Origin of the sequence: Mycobacterium shottsii (assembly GCF_010728525.1) — a bacterium.
Lineage (GTDB): Bacteria > Actinomycetota > Actinomycetes > Mycobacteriales > Mycobacteriaceae > Mycobacterium > Mycobacterium marinum.
Genome location: NZ_AP022572.1, coordinates 2,890,615 through 2,908,231, shown reverse-complemented (window position 1 = coordinate 2,908,231; position 17,617 = coordinate 2,890,615). Strand labels below are relative to the sequence as shown.

Here is a 17,617-nt window from a genome sequence, read left to right as displayed (position 1 = left end):
CCGCGCAATGGTCCCGCCCGCTAGCAGTCGATCTGCGCATTCAGACCGAATTCGGCGAAGGTACGTGAAACGACCTCGCGCAGTTCATCTTTAGTGTTGGAGTGACCGACAAGATACGCAGAGATTCCGATGCACATCTTGCCGCGGCCCCGCCCCGAAGCCAGCAGCATTCGTCCACCGGTGCCCTCCAGCACGCTTTTGGCGATATCGGGCTCGACCAGTCTGATGTAGGCGAAGTCGGCATCGGTGCCGTCGGGCCGGTTGGCGGCCGGAGGCACGTCACCGACATTGGAGCAAGTGACGGGGAGAGTGGGGCCACCCGCTGCCATCCCAACCAGCCTCCTGGCCACCCACCTCGGGGTTATCGCCGCCAGTGGCAGCGGCGCCAAGAACTCATTGTCGAGATCCTCCATCCCTTCCAGGATTGCCCGGGTGATCTTGGCGTGCATCTCCCTGAGGTCTGTCGCCGCGTGTGCCGGGTCGACCGCGACGTCAACGGCCGTCAGTGCGTTGCCACGGGTGTCGTCTTGGGTGCGAAGCGACACCACAATGCGCAGGGTGACCGTTCCGTCGCCCTGAACCCGCCCAACCCTCGCCGCAAGTCTGCAGGCAACCCCTCCCACAAGCGAGTTGCTCTTCGCACCAAGCCTTTTGGCGCACGCATCCCAGTCCGCCAGATCGATGTAGGCGGTCACGGCAGGCACCTCGACGGAATGGTCGCCGCCGGCCATCCGCGGCGGCGGCGGGGCCGCTTTGATCGAGGATTGCAGTTCCTGGCGATCGCGGCGAAGCCGACGAACCACACCGCCGAACGCGTGCGCGATCTTGGGCAGCTCATTGACGGTTTGCCGGAGATCCTCGCGCAGCGCCCGCCTGAGGATGCGCGAGCCCGCAGCCGGATAACCCAGATCCTGGGTCCTGCCCTCGGCCGCATTGACCACCGCCTGGCCGAAAGCGATCGCGTCGGCGATCGTGTGCGAAGCCACCAGGCTCACCGCGGTGCCGCCGTCATCGAGCCCAACGACGCCAAGATGCCAGCCCGGCCCCCACTCCGGATCGATGGGCAGGCGCGCCCGCTCATCGGCCCATGCGCCCACGTCAGCGCGCCGTCGTGGCGTTGTGGCGAAGTCGATCTGCTGCGACACCGGAGCCGAGACCCAGCGACCACGCGCGAACGGCAACGGAGACCGCTCGATCCGGCGTCCCAACAACCCGCATCCGAGATTGCGGTGGAAACGCCGCAACCCCTCGACATCGACGGCCCGGTCGTAGATCCAAATCATCTGGATCAGCGAGCCGTAGCCCGCCCGCAGCCCGAGGAATGCCGCTTGATCCAGGTAGGCGAGCCTATCGTCGGCCGACTCGGCGGCACGCTTGCCGACCTGAGCCGCCGCGGCCGCGGGCACCGCGGCGACGCTGAGCAGGTCGGCCAGGTGGACGGCAACGCTGGCCGGGCTGGGGTGGTCGAAGATGAGAGTGGCCGGCAGGTCCACGCCGGATTGGGCCGACAGGGCTCCGCGCAGTTCCAGCGCGCTGAGCGAGTCGATACCGAGGTCTTTGAACGGCTGGTCCGGGTCCATGGCGGCCGGGTCCGGGTGTGCCAGCAGCGCCGCGGTGGCGGTGAGGACCAGTTTGGTCAGCATGGCGTGTTGTTGCTCAGGGGTCAGTCCCGCCAGCCGGGCGCCGAGCGCTCGTGAGTCGGCCATGGCGGCTTGGCGCCGGGTGCTGATCAGCGCCGAGAAGACCGGGGGCAGGCTGCTCTCGCGGGCCAGGGCCGCCAGCGCTGGGGTGCTCAGCGGGGCCGGGATCAGATTGGGGTGCTGCACGCCAAGGGCAGCGTCGAAGAGAGCCAGACTCGCGCTGGTGGTGATCGGGACCATGCCGCTGCGGGTCAGGCGGGCTTGATCGCGGGCATCGAGGTGGCCGGTCATCCCCGAGGAGGGCTGCCAATACCCCCAGGCCAGACTGGTGGATCCCGGCCCGCGCTCGCGGGCCAGGGCGTCCAGGACGGCGTTGGCCGCGGCGTAGTTGGCCTGTCCCGGGGCCCCCAGGGCCCCGGCGGCAGAGGAGAACAACACGAACGCGGCCAGCTCGGTGTTGGCGGTTAGCTGGTGTGGGTGCCAGGCGCTATCGGCTTTGGCGGCCAGCACGGTGTCGAGCTGCTGTGCGGTGAGTTGGCTCGTCACCGCGTCGTCGAGCACTCCGGCAGCATGGATGACCGCGGTCAGCGGGTGCGCGGTGGGAATCGAGTCGATCAGGGCCGCCAACTGGGCGGGGTCGGCACAGTCGCAGGCGCTGATGGTGACCTGGGCACCCAACCCATTCAGGCGCTCAGCAAGCTCGGCCGCCCCGACGCCGCTGGGGCCGCGTCGGGACGTCAACAGCAGCCGGCGCACACCGTAGTGAGTGAGCAGGTGTTCGGCGAACAGGCCGCCGAGCATGCCGGTGCCCCCGGTGATCAACACGGTGCCCGCCGGGTCGAGTGCCGCAGGGGCGATGAGCACGATTTTCCCGGTAGGCCGGGCCTCGCTGATATCCCGAAACGCTTGGCGAGCGCGCAGCAGCCCGTAGGCCGTCACGGGCGGGGGCTCGATGACCTCGGCATTGATCAGCTCGCCCACCGCGGCCCAGGTGCGTTGCAGCTGTTCGGGCGTGGCCGTGCTGATGTCGTAGACGACGTATCTCAGGCCGGGATGGGTTTGTGCGACGTCGGTGGCTCCCCGGATGTCGCGTCTGGCGATCTCGACAAAGCACCCGGGCGCGGCCAGTAGCCGCAGCGACGCATCGACAAGATCGCCGCGCAGATCGTTGAGGACCACGTCCATCCCGCGCCCGCCGGTGGCAGCGGCCAAGGTGTCGCCGAAGTCCCGGGTACAGGAGGAAGCGATGTGATCCTCGGGAATGCCCAACCCGCGCAGGATGTGCTGCTCGGCGGGATCGGCGGTCGCGAACACCTCGGCACCCAGGTGCTGCGCAATGCGGATCGCGGCCCGGCCAACCGCACCGGCGCCGGAGTGGATGAGCACCCGCTGTCCGGCGCGGAGCGCCGCGATATCGATCAGAGCGCTGTATGCGGTCACAAACGCGACCGGGACCGAGGCCGCTTGGGGGCAGGACCAGCCCGGCGGGATCGCCACCACAGCGCGGTGATCGGTGGCCGCGGTGGGGGCGAATGCGTTATTGGGGAAGATCCCCATCACCGCATCCCCCGGCGCGAAGTCGTCGACATCGCCGGCGGTGTCGATGACGATCCCGGCGGCTTCCACGCCAAGCCCTTGGTGGTCTTGTCGGCCCTCACCACCAGCGTCGCGGTGGCTGGTCGCGGCTGACGCGACCGCCACATCATCGGAGTTCAAGCCCGCAGCGCGGATCTGCACTCGGATCTGGCCGGGCCCCAGTTCTGCTGGTGCGGGGGTGGGGGCCAGGGTCAGGTCGGCCAAATCCCCGCTACCGGTGGTGATTAGCCGCCAGTGCGGGGTGGGGGGTGGGGTCAACGCCCAGGCCGGGGCCAGCCGGGGCATGTGAGCGACACCGGCGCGCAGAGCCAGCTGGGGTTCACCGCCCGTACCCGTGCAGCTGCCCAGCAGTTGTAGCAGCGTGTCGGTACTGCTGGCGGCGTGGTCGGTGTCGACCAACCGGATCCGGCCCGGGTGCTCGCTTTGGGCGCTGTGCAGCAGCGCCCACACCGCTGCCTGAGCCGGATTCGGCGCCCGCTCGTAGGCGTTGATCGCCACCGCGCGACAGGTCAGAACCACCAGCACCGTCTCGGCCGTGTCGGGGCGGGCCAACCAGGCCGTAACCGCGGCCAACGCGTGTCGGGTCAGCGAATGCATGCTCGACACGACGGCATCGTCATCGCCGCGAAGATCCGGCGGGGACAAGGACCAAATCACCACCGGGGGGCATGGCCGCACGGCATCCAAATCAGGGCGCCTGACGCCGTTGCGCAGACCAGCCGGGACGGCATCGGGATCTTCGGCAACCACCACCCACGCCGGCGGCTCGGCCACGGCGGCGGCACCGGGCGCGCCGGCCGAGGACAGCGGTGGCTAGGCCAGCTCCCACAAGCCCCGCCCGGATGACGTCGCCGTCGTGGGTGGGGTGAGAGTCGCCAGGTCGGGTAGGGCCCGCACAACAATCGTGTCGATGCTGATCACCGGCGCGCCGGCGGGATCGCTGGCGTACAGGGTGAAGGTGTCGACACTGCTGCGGGTCAGCCACACCTGCAGCCGGGTGGCCGCGGTCGCATGCAGGGTGACCCCGCTCAAGACGAACGGAAGCCGGACCGCCGCCGACTCCGAGTCCGCCCCGGCGCCCAGGGCGGCGGCCATCGGGTGCAGCGCGGCGTCCAGCAGAGCCGGGTGGATTCCGTAGCCGGTGATGTCGGTTCCGGCGGGCAGGGCCACCTCGGCGTAGATGTGGTCGGGGTCGGCCGGCTCGTGGCCGATCCCGAGTACCGAGCAGAACGGAGGGCCATAGTGCAGACCGCGGTCGGCCAGCCGCTCGTAGAAGTCCGCGACATCGAATTCCGTCACCGGCAAGGCCGCCATGGGAGGTTGGCCGGCAGCGGCTGGTTCGGCGGCGAGGATTCCGCTGGCATGTAACACCCACACCGTCTCGCCGCGGTGGCCGGTACCGGTGCGGGCATGGACGTTGAACGCGCGTCGTGCACCCCCATCGGCGCCGGCCACGCCGATCTGGATATCGGTCGGCGTGTCTTCGGCAAGCACCAGGGGGGCGTGCAACACCAGTTCGGCAACGGCCGGGCACCCCACGTAATCCCCGAACGCCAACGCCATGTCGACGAAGAAGGTGCCCGGCAGCACCACCACATCGCCCACCCGGTGAGCGCCAAGCCAGCCCTGCACACCAAGAGCCAACCGGCAGTGGCGATCACCTCGTCTCGGTCCGCCAACGCGGTGATCGCCCCCAACAATGGATGCCCGACGCGATCAAGACCAAGACCAGCGGCGTCATTGCCCGGTCCCGTTGTGAGCCAATACCGATGGTGCTGGAACGGATACGTCGGCAGCGGCACCGGGCGGGCGTGCGGATACACCACCGGCCAGGCCGGGCTACGACCATGAACCTGCAACCGCGCCAGCGTCGTAGTCAGGGCGTCCAGGTCGGGTCGCTCGCGATGCAGGGCGGGAATCACCACCGAGCCGTGGCGTCGTCTGTTGCTGGCGGCCAAGGTGTCGGTGATGGCCGGGGCCAGCACCGGGTGCGGGGATATTTCCACAAACACCTGCTCGGCAGCGGCCAGCAGAACTTTGATGCTGTCGTAGAACCGGACCGGTTGTCGCAGGTTGGCGTACCAGTAGTCGGCGGTCATCGTGGTGGTGTCCAACGGCTGGTCCGACGTCACGCCATGCACGGTGGAATACAAGGCAATCCGTCCCGGCGCCGGGGTCAACCCGGCCAACTCGCCGAGTAGCCGCTCGCGCGCCGGCTCGACCTGTCCGCAGTGTGAGGCGTAATCGACGGTGATGGAACGGATCTGGATGCCATCGACCTCACCGGCGGCGACGAACGCCTCAATCGCGGGGGGGATCACCGCTGATGATGGTGTGGGTGGGGCCGTTGACCGCAGCGACTGTCAGCGCGTCACCGTAGGGCTGCAGCCGCGCAGCCACTTCGTCAGCGCCGAGCAACACCGACGCCATCCCCCGGTCCCGGACAGATCCGCGAGGGCGGCACCGCGCAGTGCCACGATTTTGGCGGCCTGCTCGAGGGTGAACACCCCGGCGACATAGGCCGCGGCAATCTCGCCCTGGGAATGTCCGATCACCGCGTCCGGTTCGATCCCGTAGCTGATCAGGGTGCGGGCCAAAGACACCATGACCGCGAACAACACCGGTTGGACCACATCGACCCGCTCCAGCGCCATGGCGCTGGGCTCACCGCGCACCACGGCACCTACCGACCAGCCCGTCCAGCCCGTCCAGCCGAACAAGGCCTGGTCACACTCGTCAAGCGCACGGGAGAACACCTGGTGACGGCTGTATAGCTCGGCGGCCATGCCCGGGTATTGGCCGCCCTGGCCGGGGAAGACGAATACGGTCTTTCCCGCCGATGCCGACCGTAGGTGGTGCTGGACGAGTTGAGGGTGCGGGTCGCCGGCGGCCAACGCCTGCAGTGCCGCCAACAGCTCGGCCCGGGGATCGGGGCTCGCGGCCGGCACCGTCACGACAGCCCGGTGCGGGTGGTGGGTGCGGGTGCAGCCCAGGCTGTAGCCCACGTCGGCGAGATCGAGGTCCCGATGGCAGAGCAGGTGTTGGTGCAGCCGTTCGGCTTGGGCAGCCAACCCTGCCGGGGTTCGCGCCGAAACGGGCCACATGGGCAGCCCGAGTTCGGCACCGTGCTGGGGCCGACCGGCCGGCTCAGGCGATCCGCTCGACGGGGTGGGGGCCTGTTGCAGGATCAGATGTGCGTTGGTGCCGCTGATTCCAAACGAGGACACCGCCGCGGTACGGGGATGATCGGTGACCGGCCAGGGCACCGGCTCGGTGAGGACGCGGACGGTACCGGCCGACCAGTCGACGTGCGGGCTGGGGCGATCAACGTTGAGGGTCGGCGGCAGACTGTCGTGGTTGAGGGCCGCGATCATTTTGATCAGTCCGGCGACACCAGCTGCGGCTTGGGTGTGGCCGATGTTCGATTTGATCGATCCCAGCCACAGTGGATGGTCTGGGTGATGTGCGGCGCCCTAAGTGGCGATCAAGGCTCCGGCCTCGATCGGGTCGCCCAGCGTGGTGCCGGTGCCGTGGGCCTCCACGGCATCAACCTCATCGAGCCCGACACCCGCGTTGGCGACGGCCTGGGTGATGACCCGTTGTTGAGCGGGCCCGCTGGGGGCGGTCAAACCGTTTGAGGCGCCATCTTGGTTGATCGCCGATCCGGCGATGACCGCCAACACCGGGTGGCCGTTGCGATTTGCATCGCTGAGCCGTTCCAGCACCAGCACCGCGGCCCCTTCGCCCCAGCCGGTGCCATCGGCGGCGGCGGAAAACGCTTTGCAGCGCCCATCTGCGGCCAGCCCGCGCTGCCTGGCGAACTCGGTAAACACCGCCGGCGTGGTCATCACGGTGACGCCCCCGGCGAGGGCAAGAGCCGACTCTCCGGTGTGCAAGGACTGACACGCCAAATGCGCGGCCACCAGCGACGAAGAGCACGCCGTGTCGATGGTGATGGCGGGCCCCTGCAAACCCAGCGCATAGGCGACACGACCGGACGCCACGCTGGTGGACAGACCGGTCAAGCCGTATCCCTCCGCGCCTTCGGACCCGCCGCCGTATTGCTGTGACCACGCTCCGACGAAGACCCCCGTCTTCGAGCGCAGCAACGCGGCCGGATCAATCTGGGCGGTTTCCAACGCTTCCCAACACACTTCCAGCAGCAACCGCTGCTGGGGATCCATGGTTTGGGCTTCCCGCGCCGAGATACCGAAGAACTCGGCGTCAAATCCGGCGACGTCGGCCACAAACGATCCAGCGCGGGCGTAGGTCTTGCCCACCGCATCCGGATCGGGATCAAACAACTCCGCCAGGTTCCAGCCCCGGTCCGCCGGAAACTCCCCCACCGCCTCGGTGCCGCCGGCAACCAGATCCCATAGCGCCGCAGCCGAATCCACGCCGCCCGGGAACCGACACGCCATTCCCACCACGGCCACCGGCTCATCGGTGCTCACCCGAGGCTGCACCGGCGCGGCCACCGCAACCGATCCGCTCAACAGCTGGCCCAGGTGGGTGGCCAAGGCGGCCGGCGTGGGGTAGTCGAAAGCCAGGGTTGGCGGCAATGTCAGGTCGGTGACCGTTTGCAAACGGTCAAGCAATTCGGTGGCCTTCACCGAATCGAATCCCAGGTCCTGGAACGCCCACTCGGGGTCGATGTCATTGGGGCTGGGATAGTCCAACACCGTCGCCGCCTGCGCGCGCACCACCCCCACCAGCAGGTCATGTTGCTGGTGGCGCAGCAGCCGCAGCCGTTGCACCAACCCTGAGTCGGCCCCGGCGTCCGCATCCGCAGCCGCGGCATCGGCCACCCGCGGCCCGGGCTCGCGGAGCTGCCCGTCCAAGCGGGTGAACTCGTCGTGCAGATACCGCTGCAGGCACTCCCGTCTTCTGACCTTGCCGCTTGTGGTCAGGGGAATCGAACCGGGCGGCACCAGAACGAGATCCGCCACATTGAGACCGTGTGTCTTCGATATCGCGGCGATGACGTCACGGCGGACGACGCCCATTCGGTGCATCGTGGCCTCGTGCGACGTCTCCCGCGTCTTGAATTCGACAATGACAACCAGCTTCTAGACGCCGCCGTCATCGGGAACCGCTATCGCCACGCAGCGGCCCCGAGTGACCTCCTGGATCGTCGCCTCGATGTCGTCGGGTGAGTGGTTGCGCCCGTAGATGATCAGCAGATCCTTGATGCGGCCGATGATGAACAGCTCTCCTTCGGAGAAGGCGCCCAAATCTCCGGTTCTCAGCCAGGGTCCCGGTGGTGTGCCCGGCGATGGGCCGACAAGCGTTGCGCCGAAGGTGCGTTCGGTCTCTTGGGGCCGGTGCCAGTAGCCGGCCGCGACGTTGTCGCCGTGCACCCAGATCTCTCCGGCCACGCCGGCCGGACACTCGGTGGCGGTCTGCGGGTCGACGATGCGTACCGTCGGCGATTGCGCTGCGCCGTAACTGATCAGCGCCGTACCGGTCCCGGTTGTGCACCGCTTCGCGTGGCCGGCGGTCAGTTCGTCGGAGTCGAAGTAAACGGTCACCGGCGGTTGGCCCCATTCGCGGGTTGCCACGAACACGGTGGCTTCCGCGAGCCCGTATGACGGCCGTAGTGCCCTGGGATGAAGGTGGAAGGGGGCGAACCGCTGCGCGAAGCGCGCCAGCGTCGCGGGTTGTAACCGCTCGGCACCACTGAGAATGTTGCGCACGCCGCCGAGGTCAAGCCCGGCCAGGTCGTCGTCTGATGTCTTTCGTGCCGCCAATTCGAAAGCGATGTTCGGTGCTGCCGAAAACACCTGACAGTTGCTGGCCAGCAACTGCATCCACCGGGCCGGGCGCTGCAAGAACGATATCGGGCTGGTGAGCACGCTGTGGAATCCCTCCAGCAGCGGCATGATGATTCCGAACATCAAGCCCATGTCGTGAAAAAAACGGCAGCCACGACACCACGGTCGTGTCGGGCGGGGCAGCGCGCCCGTGGTCGCCGAAATAGGCGGACATGCCCTGTTCGACATTGGCCAGAAGGTTTCTGTGCGAGACCACGACGCCCGCCGGCGTCCGGGTCGACCCAGAGGTGTACTGCAGATACGCAATGTCTGACCCGCTGTCGGACTCGGCGGCGGGTCCTTGCCCGGAGTCGGGGTCCAGCAGGTCAACCTCGATGACTGAGGGCGCGCGCTCCCCCGGCGTCAACGTGATGCACTCGGCGACGTCGCCGGCGATCGGGGACGTCGTGAGAATGGCCGAGGGCAACGCGTCGCGCAGCACCGAACCAACGCGCTCGTCGCTGGCGCCGCCCAGCGGAGCCGACAGCGGAACCGCGATCTGACCGGCCTGCAGTGCGCCGAGAAACTCAACAATGTAGTCAAGTCCCTGCGGCGCCAGCACCACGGCGCGGTCCCCGGTCGCCCCGCAGGCTTTGAGCTCCCGCGCGACGTTGCACGTCCGCCGATGCAGTTGTGACCACGTCAGAGTTTCCGCAATCCCCGCCCAGTCCCGTTCGTAATCGATGAAGGTGAATGCGGTCTCGCTGGGCCGCAGACTGGCACGTTCCCGCAACACTGCGGAAATCGAGTGGTCGAGCACAGCTAAGACGTTAGGGGATGATCCGACGGGTGGATAGACCGTTCGGAGAACCAAATCGGCCCAGCGAAAGCCGCCCGCGCACCGGGCGCGGCGCGCACCGCAGACCGGGCGTACGGCCACGACCGGCAAACCGCACCCAGCCAACCTCTACGGCTTCGCCGGTGAAACCCGTCCCCCCACCGGCGGCTACTGGGTCACCAACCCCGTCTGCTCCCCCCCGAGCGGCCCGATCCCGAGGGGGGTAGCCGTCAGAAGTTGAGTCCGGAGTACATCAACCGGCTGGGGTCGTATCGCTGGCGGATTTGGGTCAAACGAGACAGATTCGACCCGAAGTATCGCGAGGGCGCGGTGTTGGCTTCCAGATAGTTGACGTAGCCGCCGACCGAGAACTGTTGCACCGCTTGGTGTGCGGAGTTGATCCATTTGGTTGCAGCGGCCGTTTGCCCACTGCTGGGCGTCTCGACATACCACTGCACGACCGCCGACTGACGCCGCCATGGGAAGGCGGTAGCGGTCGGGTCGATGTCACCCACCGCTCCGGTAAGCGTGTCGACCAGCGCCGACGCCCGCCCCGACGCCGGCGGCCATTTCCCCACCGCCGCGACAATTGCTTGTGCTGCAGCGGAATTCACGGTGCCGATGAAATCGGATCCGGCCACGAAGCCACGCGGTGAACTCGCGGAGCTGCCGCCGGCCAGGTACTTCACCAATTCCATGTGGTTGAACGTCTTGGTCTCGATGCCGGTGGGCTGCGCACCGACAGCGGACTTGATCGCGTCGGCCACTCCCCGCCCCGCACCCGCCGGACATGTCGCCAGCACATGGCAATTGGCCTGTGCGGCACTTACCGACATGTCGACCAGGCCCCAGGTGTCGCGGTCGGCCGCTGCCAGCCAGGTCTGCCAGCCGGCCAGCACCTGCGCCGCCGACGATGGAGTGAAGTCGACGCGCACCACATCGGAGTCGGCGATCGGGAACGTCTCGAACGTCATCGCCGTGGTAACCCCGAAGTTCCCTCCCCCACCACCGCGCAACGCCCAGAACAAATCGGGATGATCCTCCGCGGAGGCGGTCACCGTTTCTCCGCTGGGCAACACGACGGTGGCCGATCGTAGCGCATCGCAGGTAAGGCCGGCGTGGCGGGAGTCGGCGCCCATTCCGCCGCCGAGCGCCAAGCCGCCCACACCCACGGTCGGGCAGCTGCCGGTCGGAATTGCCCGGCCGGCGCCGGCCAGCACCTGGTGCACGTCGGTCAGATTCACCCCGGCGGGCACCGTGACGGTTCCGCTGCCGGCATTGAAATTCACTCCGCCCGGCAGCCCACGCAGGTCGATCACCATCGCACCGACGGCGGTCGACGCGCCAATGTAGGAGTGTCCGCCGCCGCGCGGGGCGATCTTGAGCTTGTTGGCGGCCGCGAACGCGACCGCCTTCTCCACGTCGGCCTGCGACGTGACTGTCACCACCGCCGCCGGGTTCGAGTTGTTGTAGAGCGAGTTGAAAACCTGCTTGCCGGAAGTAAATGAGGCGCCGTTGCTCGGCAGCAGCACCCGGCCCCCGATGGAGGACGCCAGAGCGCTCCAACCACTGACCGGTTCGGCCACAGCACGTGCGGATCCGAATAGGGCCGAACCCAACCCGGCCGCCGTCGCTGCGGCGGCGCCGCGAAGAAACGTCTGGCGAGAAATCATGGGCCGCATTGTTATACACCGCGCGGCCAACCGCACTGCCGTATCACGTGTTGCGTCACGCCGTGACGGGATCGTGTCGTTTCAACACCATCACCTACCGGAAGGCTGGGATACCGGCCGAGATCCAATACACATAGAGCGCAAACTTTTACGGCATCGTGTTCGAAATGTGACAACGAGCGAGCAAGGTTCCTGAGGTTGCTTGAGTGTGCCCGGATGGCCCTGGTGCGCTCCAAATCCGATGGGAGCAAGCATGAGGGCATCGCGCTACCAACCATTGACCGTTCGGCTGCTGGCGGGGGCCGCGGGCTTGCTGACCGCTTCTGCCGCGCTCGCGGCGCCGGCTGAGGCCGACTCCGTCGACGACGCGTTCATCAACGCGTTGAACGCGGCCGGGGTCAACTACGGCGACGCGGGAGGTGCGTAGGCATTGGGCCGAAGTCTGTGCCCGGTCCTGTCCGAGCCGGGTGGATCCTTCAATTCGGCGGCGTCGAAGGTCGTCGCCGGCGGTAGCGGCATGTCTCCGGAGATGGCGGCTACCTTCACCAGTATCGCGATTTCCATGTACTGCCCGTCGGTGATGGCCAATGTGACCAGCGGCAATCTCCCCCTGCAGGGCATTCCGGGGGTGCCGGCCATACCCGGCGTACCGGGCGTACCCGGGTTCTAGGGCTCAGCCGGTACCAAGCGGATCGATCGTGGACGCGATGTAGACCATCGCGGCGCCGACCGAGGTCATGGTGATGAAGTCGGTCGCTTTGCTGCGCACCGTCAGCAGGCCGGCCCGGTCGTCGGACAACACCAACCGCAGCGCGGCGGCCACACCCACACCGATTCCGATCAACAACGAACCTCGGCGCCAGAAGTTTGCCCCGGCCAGCGCGAACGCCACCGCGAAGATCAGCCCGACCAGCAGGATTGGCCATTGAGCGCGCAGCGCGCGCCCGGCGAAATCCCGCACGGTCATCGCTGTTCGGCCAGCTCTACGACGTTGGTCAACAGAAACGCCCGGGTCAACGGTCCGACGCCGCCGGGATTGGGCGAGACGTGGCCGGCGACCTCCCATACGTCGGGATGCACATCACCGGTCAGTTTGCCGTCGACTCGGCTCACGCCCACGTCGACGACCGCGGCACCGGGGCGCACCATGTCGGCGGTCAACATGTGGGGCACCCCGACCGCGGCGACGATGATGTCGGCCTGCCTGGTCAGTGTGGGCAAATCGCGGGTTCCGGTATGGCACAGGGTGACCGTGGCGTTCTCCGAGCGGCGGGTGAGCAGCAGCCCCAAGGGGCGCCCGACCGTCACGCCCCGGCCGATCACCACCACATGTGCCCCCGCAATCGGGACGTCGTAGCGGCGCAGCAGGTGCACGATGCCGCGCGGGGTGCAGGGCAGCGGGGCCGGTGTGTTGAGCACCAGCCGGCCCAGGTTGGTGGGGTGCAGGCCGTCCGCGTCCTTGCCCGGGTCGATGCGCTCCAGTGCGGCGTTCTCGTCCAGATGCTTCGGCAGCGGCAACTGCACGATGTAGCCCGTGCAGTCCGGGTTGGCGTTGAGTTCGTCGATCGTCTCGTTGAGCGTGGCGGTCGAGATGTCGGCCGGCAGGTCGCGGCGGATCGATGTGATGCCCACCTTGGCGCAGTCGGAGTGTTTGCCGCGCACATAGGCCTGTGACCCCGGGTCCTCACCGACCAAGATGGTGGCCAGCCCGGGTGTGCGGCCCGATGCGTTCAGTTCCGAGACCCGCTGTTTGAGGTCGACGAAGATCTCGTCGCGGGTGGCCTTGCCATCCAGCGTTATTGCGCCCACGCCAGACAGTCTGGCATGAGCGCATCGGGGCCCGGTCAGGCTGACCCCGCGCCACCCGGCCGGCAAACCCGGGTGCGGCGCTTGCGATCGCCGTTACGCTCGCCCTTATGTCCCCCACGCCGGACGTGCTCAGCCCCGCCCAGCTCGGCCCGCTGACGCTGCGCAATCGCGTCATCAAAGCAGCGACCTTCGAGGCCCGGACACCCAATGCGCTGGTGACCGACGATCTGATCGAATATCACCGCCAACCCGCCGCGGGCGGGATCGCCATGACCACCGTCGCCTATTGCGCGGTCTCCCCCGGCGGGCGCACCAGCGGGGAACAGATCTGGATGCGCCGGGAAGCGGTGCCGGGGCTGCGCCGACTCACCGAGGCGATCCACGCCGAGGGCGCGGCGGTGAGCGCCCAGATCGGGCACGCCGGCCCGGTGGCCGACGCCCGTTCCAACAAGGCGACCGCCCTGGCCCCGGTGCGATTCTTCAATCCGATCGCGATGCGGTTTGCCAAGAGGGCGACCCGCGATGACATCGACGACGTGCTGGCCGCGCACGCCAACGCCGCCCGGTTGGCGGTCGAGGCGGGTTTCGACGCCGTGGAAATCCATTTGGGCCATAACTACCTGGCCAGTTCCTTTCTTTCTCCGCTGATCAACCGACGTGCGGACGAGTTCGGTGGTTCGCTGGAGAACCGGGCCAAGGTCGCGCGTGGATTGGTGCGGGCCGTCCGCGGCGCCCTGGACAAGGACGGGATCAGCCATGTCGCGGTGACCGCCAAGCTCAACATGGCCGACGGGGTTCGCGGCGGTATCAGCACCGAGGAGTCGCTGAGAACCGCCAAATGGCTCGAAGAAGACGGTGGGCTGGACGCGATCGAGCTGACCGCGGGCAGTTCGCTGGTCAACCCCATGTACCTGTTCCGCGGCGATGCGCCGGTCAAGGAGTTCGCCGCCGCTTTCAAACCCCCGATGCGCTGGGGGGTGCGCATGATGGGCAAGAAGTTCCTGCGGGAGTACCCCTATCGGGACGCCTATCTGCTGCGGGATGCGCGGCTGTTTCGCTCTGAGTTGTCGATGCCGTTGATCTTGCTGGGCGGCATCACCAACCGCGAGACCATGGATCTGGCCATGGCGGAGGGATTCGAGTTCGTCGCGATGGCACGTGCCCTGCTGGCCGAGCCGGATCTGATCAACCGGATCGCCGCCGAAGGCAACCGGGTGCATTCGGCTTGCACGCACTGCAACCAGTGCATGCCGACCATCTACAGCCGCACCCGCTGTGTGGTCACCGGGGCGCCGGACTGAGCCGATGACCCGATCCGTGTCGGGTGCCGGCAAGGAAATCGGTGCTGCTCGCCCTGCCCGCCGATCAACAGCCCACCGGCACCGACAATGCCCGCATTCCCATCTTCCCCGGGGCTTCCCGGCGGATTGCCGGCACTGGCGCCGCCGGTGCCGCCGATGAGACTGCCCGGCATGGGTGTGCCACCGCCGCTGCCGAACAACAAGCCGCCCTGTCCACCGCTGCCCGTCGAGGGTTGCGGTGAGCAAAGCGGCCAGGCGCCGGAAGGCTCGGTCGGCCGGCGACAACCCAGATCAGGCCCGTTGCGGCGCGGATGCTGGTGTTGCCGGTGAGCGCGACGGAGCAGGGTAACAAGGGAGCTTGGCTAAAGTTGATGCGATGCCTCAGCCTGCGCCGCCGGCACTGACCGTTCGCTGCGACGGATCAGAACGCACATTCGCAGCGGGCCACGACGTGGTGGTCGGACGAGACCTGCGCGCCGATATGCGGATCACCCATCCGCTGATCTCGCGTGCTCATCTCCTCCTGCGTTTCGATCAGGGCCGATGGCTGGCGATCGACAACAATTCGTTGAACGGGACGTTCGTCAGCGGCCGTCGCGTACCCATGGTCGAGATCTATGACGGCCAGAGCCTGAACATCGGAAACCCCGACGGTCCGCTCCTGAGCTTCGAGGTGGGGCGGCACGTGGGGATGGCGGGACGCCCACCCCAGACCGAGTCGATGCGGGTCACCCCTTCGATGGTCCGCCCCTCCGGTCAGCACCCCGTTGCGCTTGGGCCGACATCGACCGGAAGCCATACCAGCCACGAGGCGCCGCCGACCGCGCGGTTTCACCCCGGGGCTGCACCGCCCGGTCCGGCCAGAACGGGCCAGCCCATGTACCCGAGCAGTTCGGCCCCGTGGCGCCCCACCGGGTATCCCGCCAGCCCGGCACCCCCACCACCGTCGAACTCCCCGCCACCACCGCGTCCCGGACCGCAACCGCCGCAGCAGGCCACCAAGCCTCCCGAGGTGGCCAACCTCGCGACCAAGATGTTCCATGCGCTGCTGCCCAGGTCCGGAGGCGCCGAGCGGCCGGCCGGCTCGGTCACCATTGGCCGCGCCACCGATAACGACATCGTCATCCCGGACGTTCTGGCGTCGCGACATCACGCATTCCTGACCCTGACACCGTTGGGCACCGAGATCCGTGACGCGCACAGCGTCAACGGCACCTTCGTCAACGGGGTCCGGGTGGGTTCGGCGGTCTTGAGCGACGGCGACGTCGTCACCATCGGCAACGTCGACCTGGTGTTCACCGGCGGCACCCTGATCCGCCGCACCGAGGCGGCCACCCGCAGCGGCGGCCTGGAGGTCAAATCGGTCTGTTTCACCGTCGACGGCGGAAAACAGCTGCTCGACCACATCTCGCTGACCGCGCGCCCCGGCACGCTGACCGCCATCATCGGTGGGTCCGGGGGCGGCAAGACCACGCTGTCGCGGCTGATCGCCGGGTATACCAGTCCCAGCTCGGGCACGGTGACTTTCGAAGGCCACAACATCCATGCCGAATACGCGTCCATGCGCAGCCGGATCGGAATGGTTCCGCAAGACGATGTGGTGCATCGCCAGCTGACCGTCAGCCAGGCACTCGGCTACGCGGCCGAACTACGGCTTCCCCCCGACACCAGCAAAGAGGACCGCGCCCAGGTGGTCGCCCAGGTTCTCGAAGAGCTCGAACTGACCAGCACGCCGAAACCCGCGTCGACAAACTCTCCGGCGGCCAGCGCAAGCGTGCGTCGGTGGCACTGGAACTGCTCACTGGACCGTCACTGCTGATTCTCGACGAGCCGACCACCGGCTTGGACCCCGCACTGGACCGGCAGGTGATGTTGATGCTGCGCCAGTTGGCCGATGCCGGTCGGGTGGTACTCATCGTGACGCACTCGGTTGCCTACCTCGACGTGTGCGACCAGCTTCTGCTGGTGGCACCGGGGGGCAGGACGGCCTTTCTGGGCCCGCCCAGCGAAATCAGCCAGGCCATGGGCACCGCCAACTGGGCCGACATCTTCACCAACGTGGGCGCCGACCCCGACGAAGCCAACCGCCGTTTCCTGGAACAGAAGCAGGAGCAGCCGGCCTTTCCGTCCGAGGCCAGCCCGGCGGTCGACTTGGGCGAACCGGTGCACACCGACGTGCTGCACCAGTTCTCCACGGTGGCCCGTCGCCAGATTCGGCTGGTGATCTCCTACCGGGGTTACACGGTGTTCTTGGCGCTGTTGCCCTTCCTGATCGGCACACTGACCCTCACCGTGCGCGGCAAGACCGGGTACGGCATGTCGGACCCGATGGGCAACAATCCCGCCCAGCCCGACCAGATTCTGGTGATGCTCAATGTCGGCGCGGTGTTCATGGGTACCGCGCTGACCATCCGTGACCTCATCGGAGAGCGTCCCATCTTCCGACGAGAGCAGGCTGTCGGCTTGTCGACGGCGGCCTACATGGGCGCCAAGATCGTGGTCTTCTGCGCCTTTGCGGTCACTCAGGCGGCGATCGCCACCACGATTTCGGTGGTCGGCTGGGGCAAACCACTGTCGGACGCGGTGCTGCTGGGTGATGTCAGATGCGAGCTGTTCGTCACCGTCGCCGCCACCTGCGTCGCTTCGGCGCTGCTCGGTATGGCCCTGTCGTCGCTGGCTCAATCCCAGGACCAGATCATGCCGATGCTGGTGGTGTCGATCATGTCTCAGCTGGTGTTCTCCGGCGGCATGACCTGGGTGACCAACCGCTTCCTGCTCGACCAGTTGTCCTGGCTCACGCCGGCCCGGTGGGGTTTTGCGGCGTCGGCGTCGACGATCGACACCCACCGGCTGGTGCCGGGCCCGACCGACCCCAAGGACCAGCACTGGGACCACAAGGCCAGCGCATGGCTGTTCGACATGGCCATGCTCGCGGTGTTGTCGATCGCCTACACCGCCATCGTGTGGTGGAAGATTCGGCTCAAGCGGCGCTGACCCCCGCACAACT

General features: G+C 67.7%; 7 protein-coding genes and 4 pseudogenes. 4 read left to right on the top strand and 7 right to left on the bottom strand.

Annotated elements, in window-relative coordinates:
• Positions 1-20 precede the first annotated feature (20 nt).
• From G6N41_RS28595 to G6N41_RS13570, 5 genes and pseudogenes are all read right to left on the bottom strand, one after another.
• Positions 21-3,833: an SDR family NAD(P)-dependent oxidoreductase gene (locus G6N41_RS28595; protein ID WP_231609008.1), complete on the bottom strand. Its 3,813-nt coding sequence runs from the start codon at positions 3,831-3,833 to the stop codon at positions 21-23.
• 216 nt (positions 3,834-4,049) lie between these two features.
• A complete protein-coding gene (locus G6N41_RS28590; protein WP_231608959.1) occupies positions 4,050-4,868 on the bottom strand; it encodes a polyketide synthase dehydratase domain-containing protein in 819 nt (272 codons plus the stop codon).
• 272 nt (positions 4,869-5,140) lie between these two features.
• Positions 5,141-7,918: pseudogene (locus G6N41_RS30330) on the bottom strand (type I polyketide synthase); the annotation flags it as partial.
• 153 nt (positions 7,919-8,071) lie between these two features.
• Positions 8,072-9,809, bottom strand: a pseudogene (locus G6N41_RS28580) (AMP-binding protein); the annotation flags it as partial.
• Positions 9,810-10,057: 248 nt separating this feature from the next.
• Positions 10,058-11,509, bottom strand: a complete 1,452-nt coding sequence (locus tag G6N41_RS13570) for an FAD-dependent oxidoreductase (RefSeq protein ID WP_231608958.1) — start codon at positions 11,507-11,509, stop codon at positions 10,058-10,060.
• A gap of 244 nt (positions 11,510-11,753) precedes the next feature.
• On the opposite strand from G6N41_RS13570, the pseudogene G6N41_RS13565 reads away from it, so the two are divergent.
• Positions 11,754-12,170 (top strand): annotated as a pseudogene (locus tag G6N41_RS13565) (DUF732 domain-containing protein).
• 3 nt (positions 12,171-12,173) lie between these two features.
• Here the strand turns inward: G6N41_RS13565 and G6N41_RS13560 are convergent.
• Positions 12,174-12,467, bottom strand: coding sequence for a DUF3017 domain-containing protein (locus tag G6N41_RS13560; RefSeq protein ID WP_011739583.1), 294 nt, complete (start codon positions 12,465-12,467; stop codon positions 12,174-12,176).
• Positions 12,464-13,309 (bottom strand): bifunctional methylenetetrahydrofolate dehydrogenase/methenyltetrahydrofolate cyclohydrolase, encoded by an 846-nt coding sequence (locus G6N41_RS13555; RefSeq protein ID WP_012393057.1) that lies wholly within the window; start codon positions 13,307-13,309, stop codon positions 12,464-12,466. Before G6N41_RS13555 ends, G6N41_RS13560 begins: the two co-directional genes overlap by 4 nt.
• 107 nt (positions 13,310-13,416) lie before the next feature.
• On the opposite strand from G6N41_RS13555, the gene G6N41_RS13550 reads away from it, so the two are divergent.
• The 3 genes and pseudogenes from G6N41_RS13550 (at position 13,417) to G6N41_RS13540 (ending at position 17,604) form a co-directional block, all read left to right on the top strand.
• Positions 13,417-14,610: an NADH:flavin oxidoreductase gene (locus G6N41_RS13550; RefSeq protein ID WP_012393056.1), complete on the top strand. Its 1,194-nt coding sequence runs from the start codon at positions 13,417-13,419 to the stop codon at positions 14,608-14,610.
• A 41-nt stretch (positions 14,611-14,651) separates the two neighbouring features.
• A complete protein-coding gene (locus G6N41_RS13545; protein WP_015354770.1) occupies positions 14,652-14,852 on the top strand; it encodes a hypothetical protein in 201 nt (66 codons plus the stop codon).
• Between the two features lie 134 nt (positions 14,853-14,986).
• A pseudogene (locus G6N41_RS13540) lies at positions 14,987-17,604 on the top strand (FHA domain-containing protein).
• Positions 17,605-17,617: the final 13 nt, after the last annotated feature.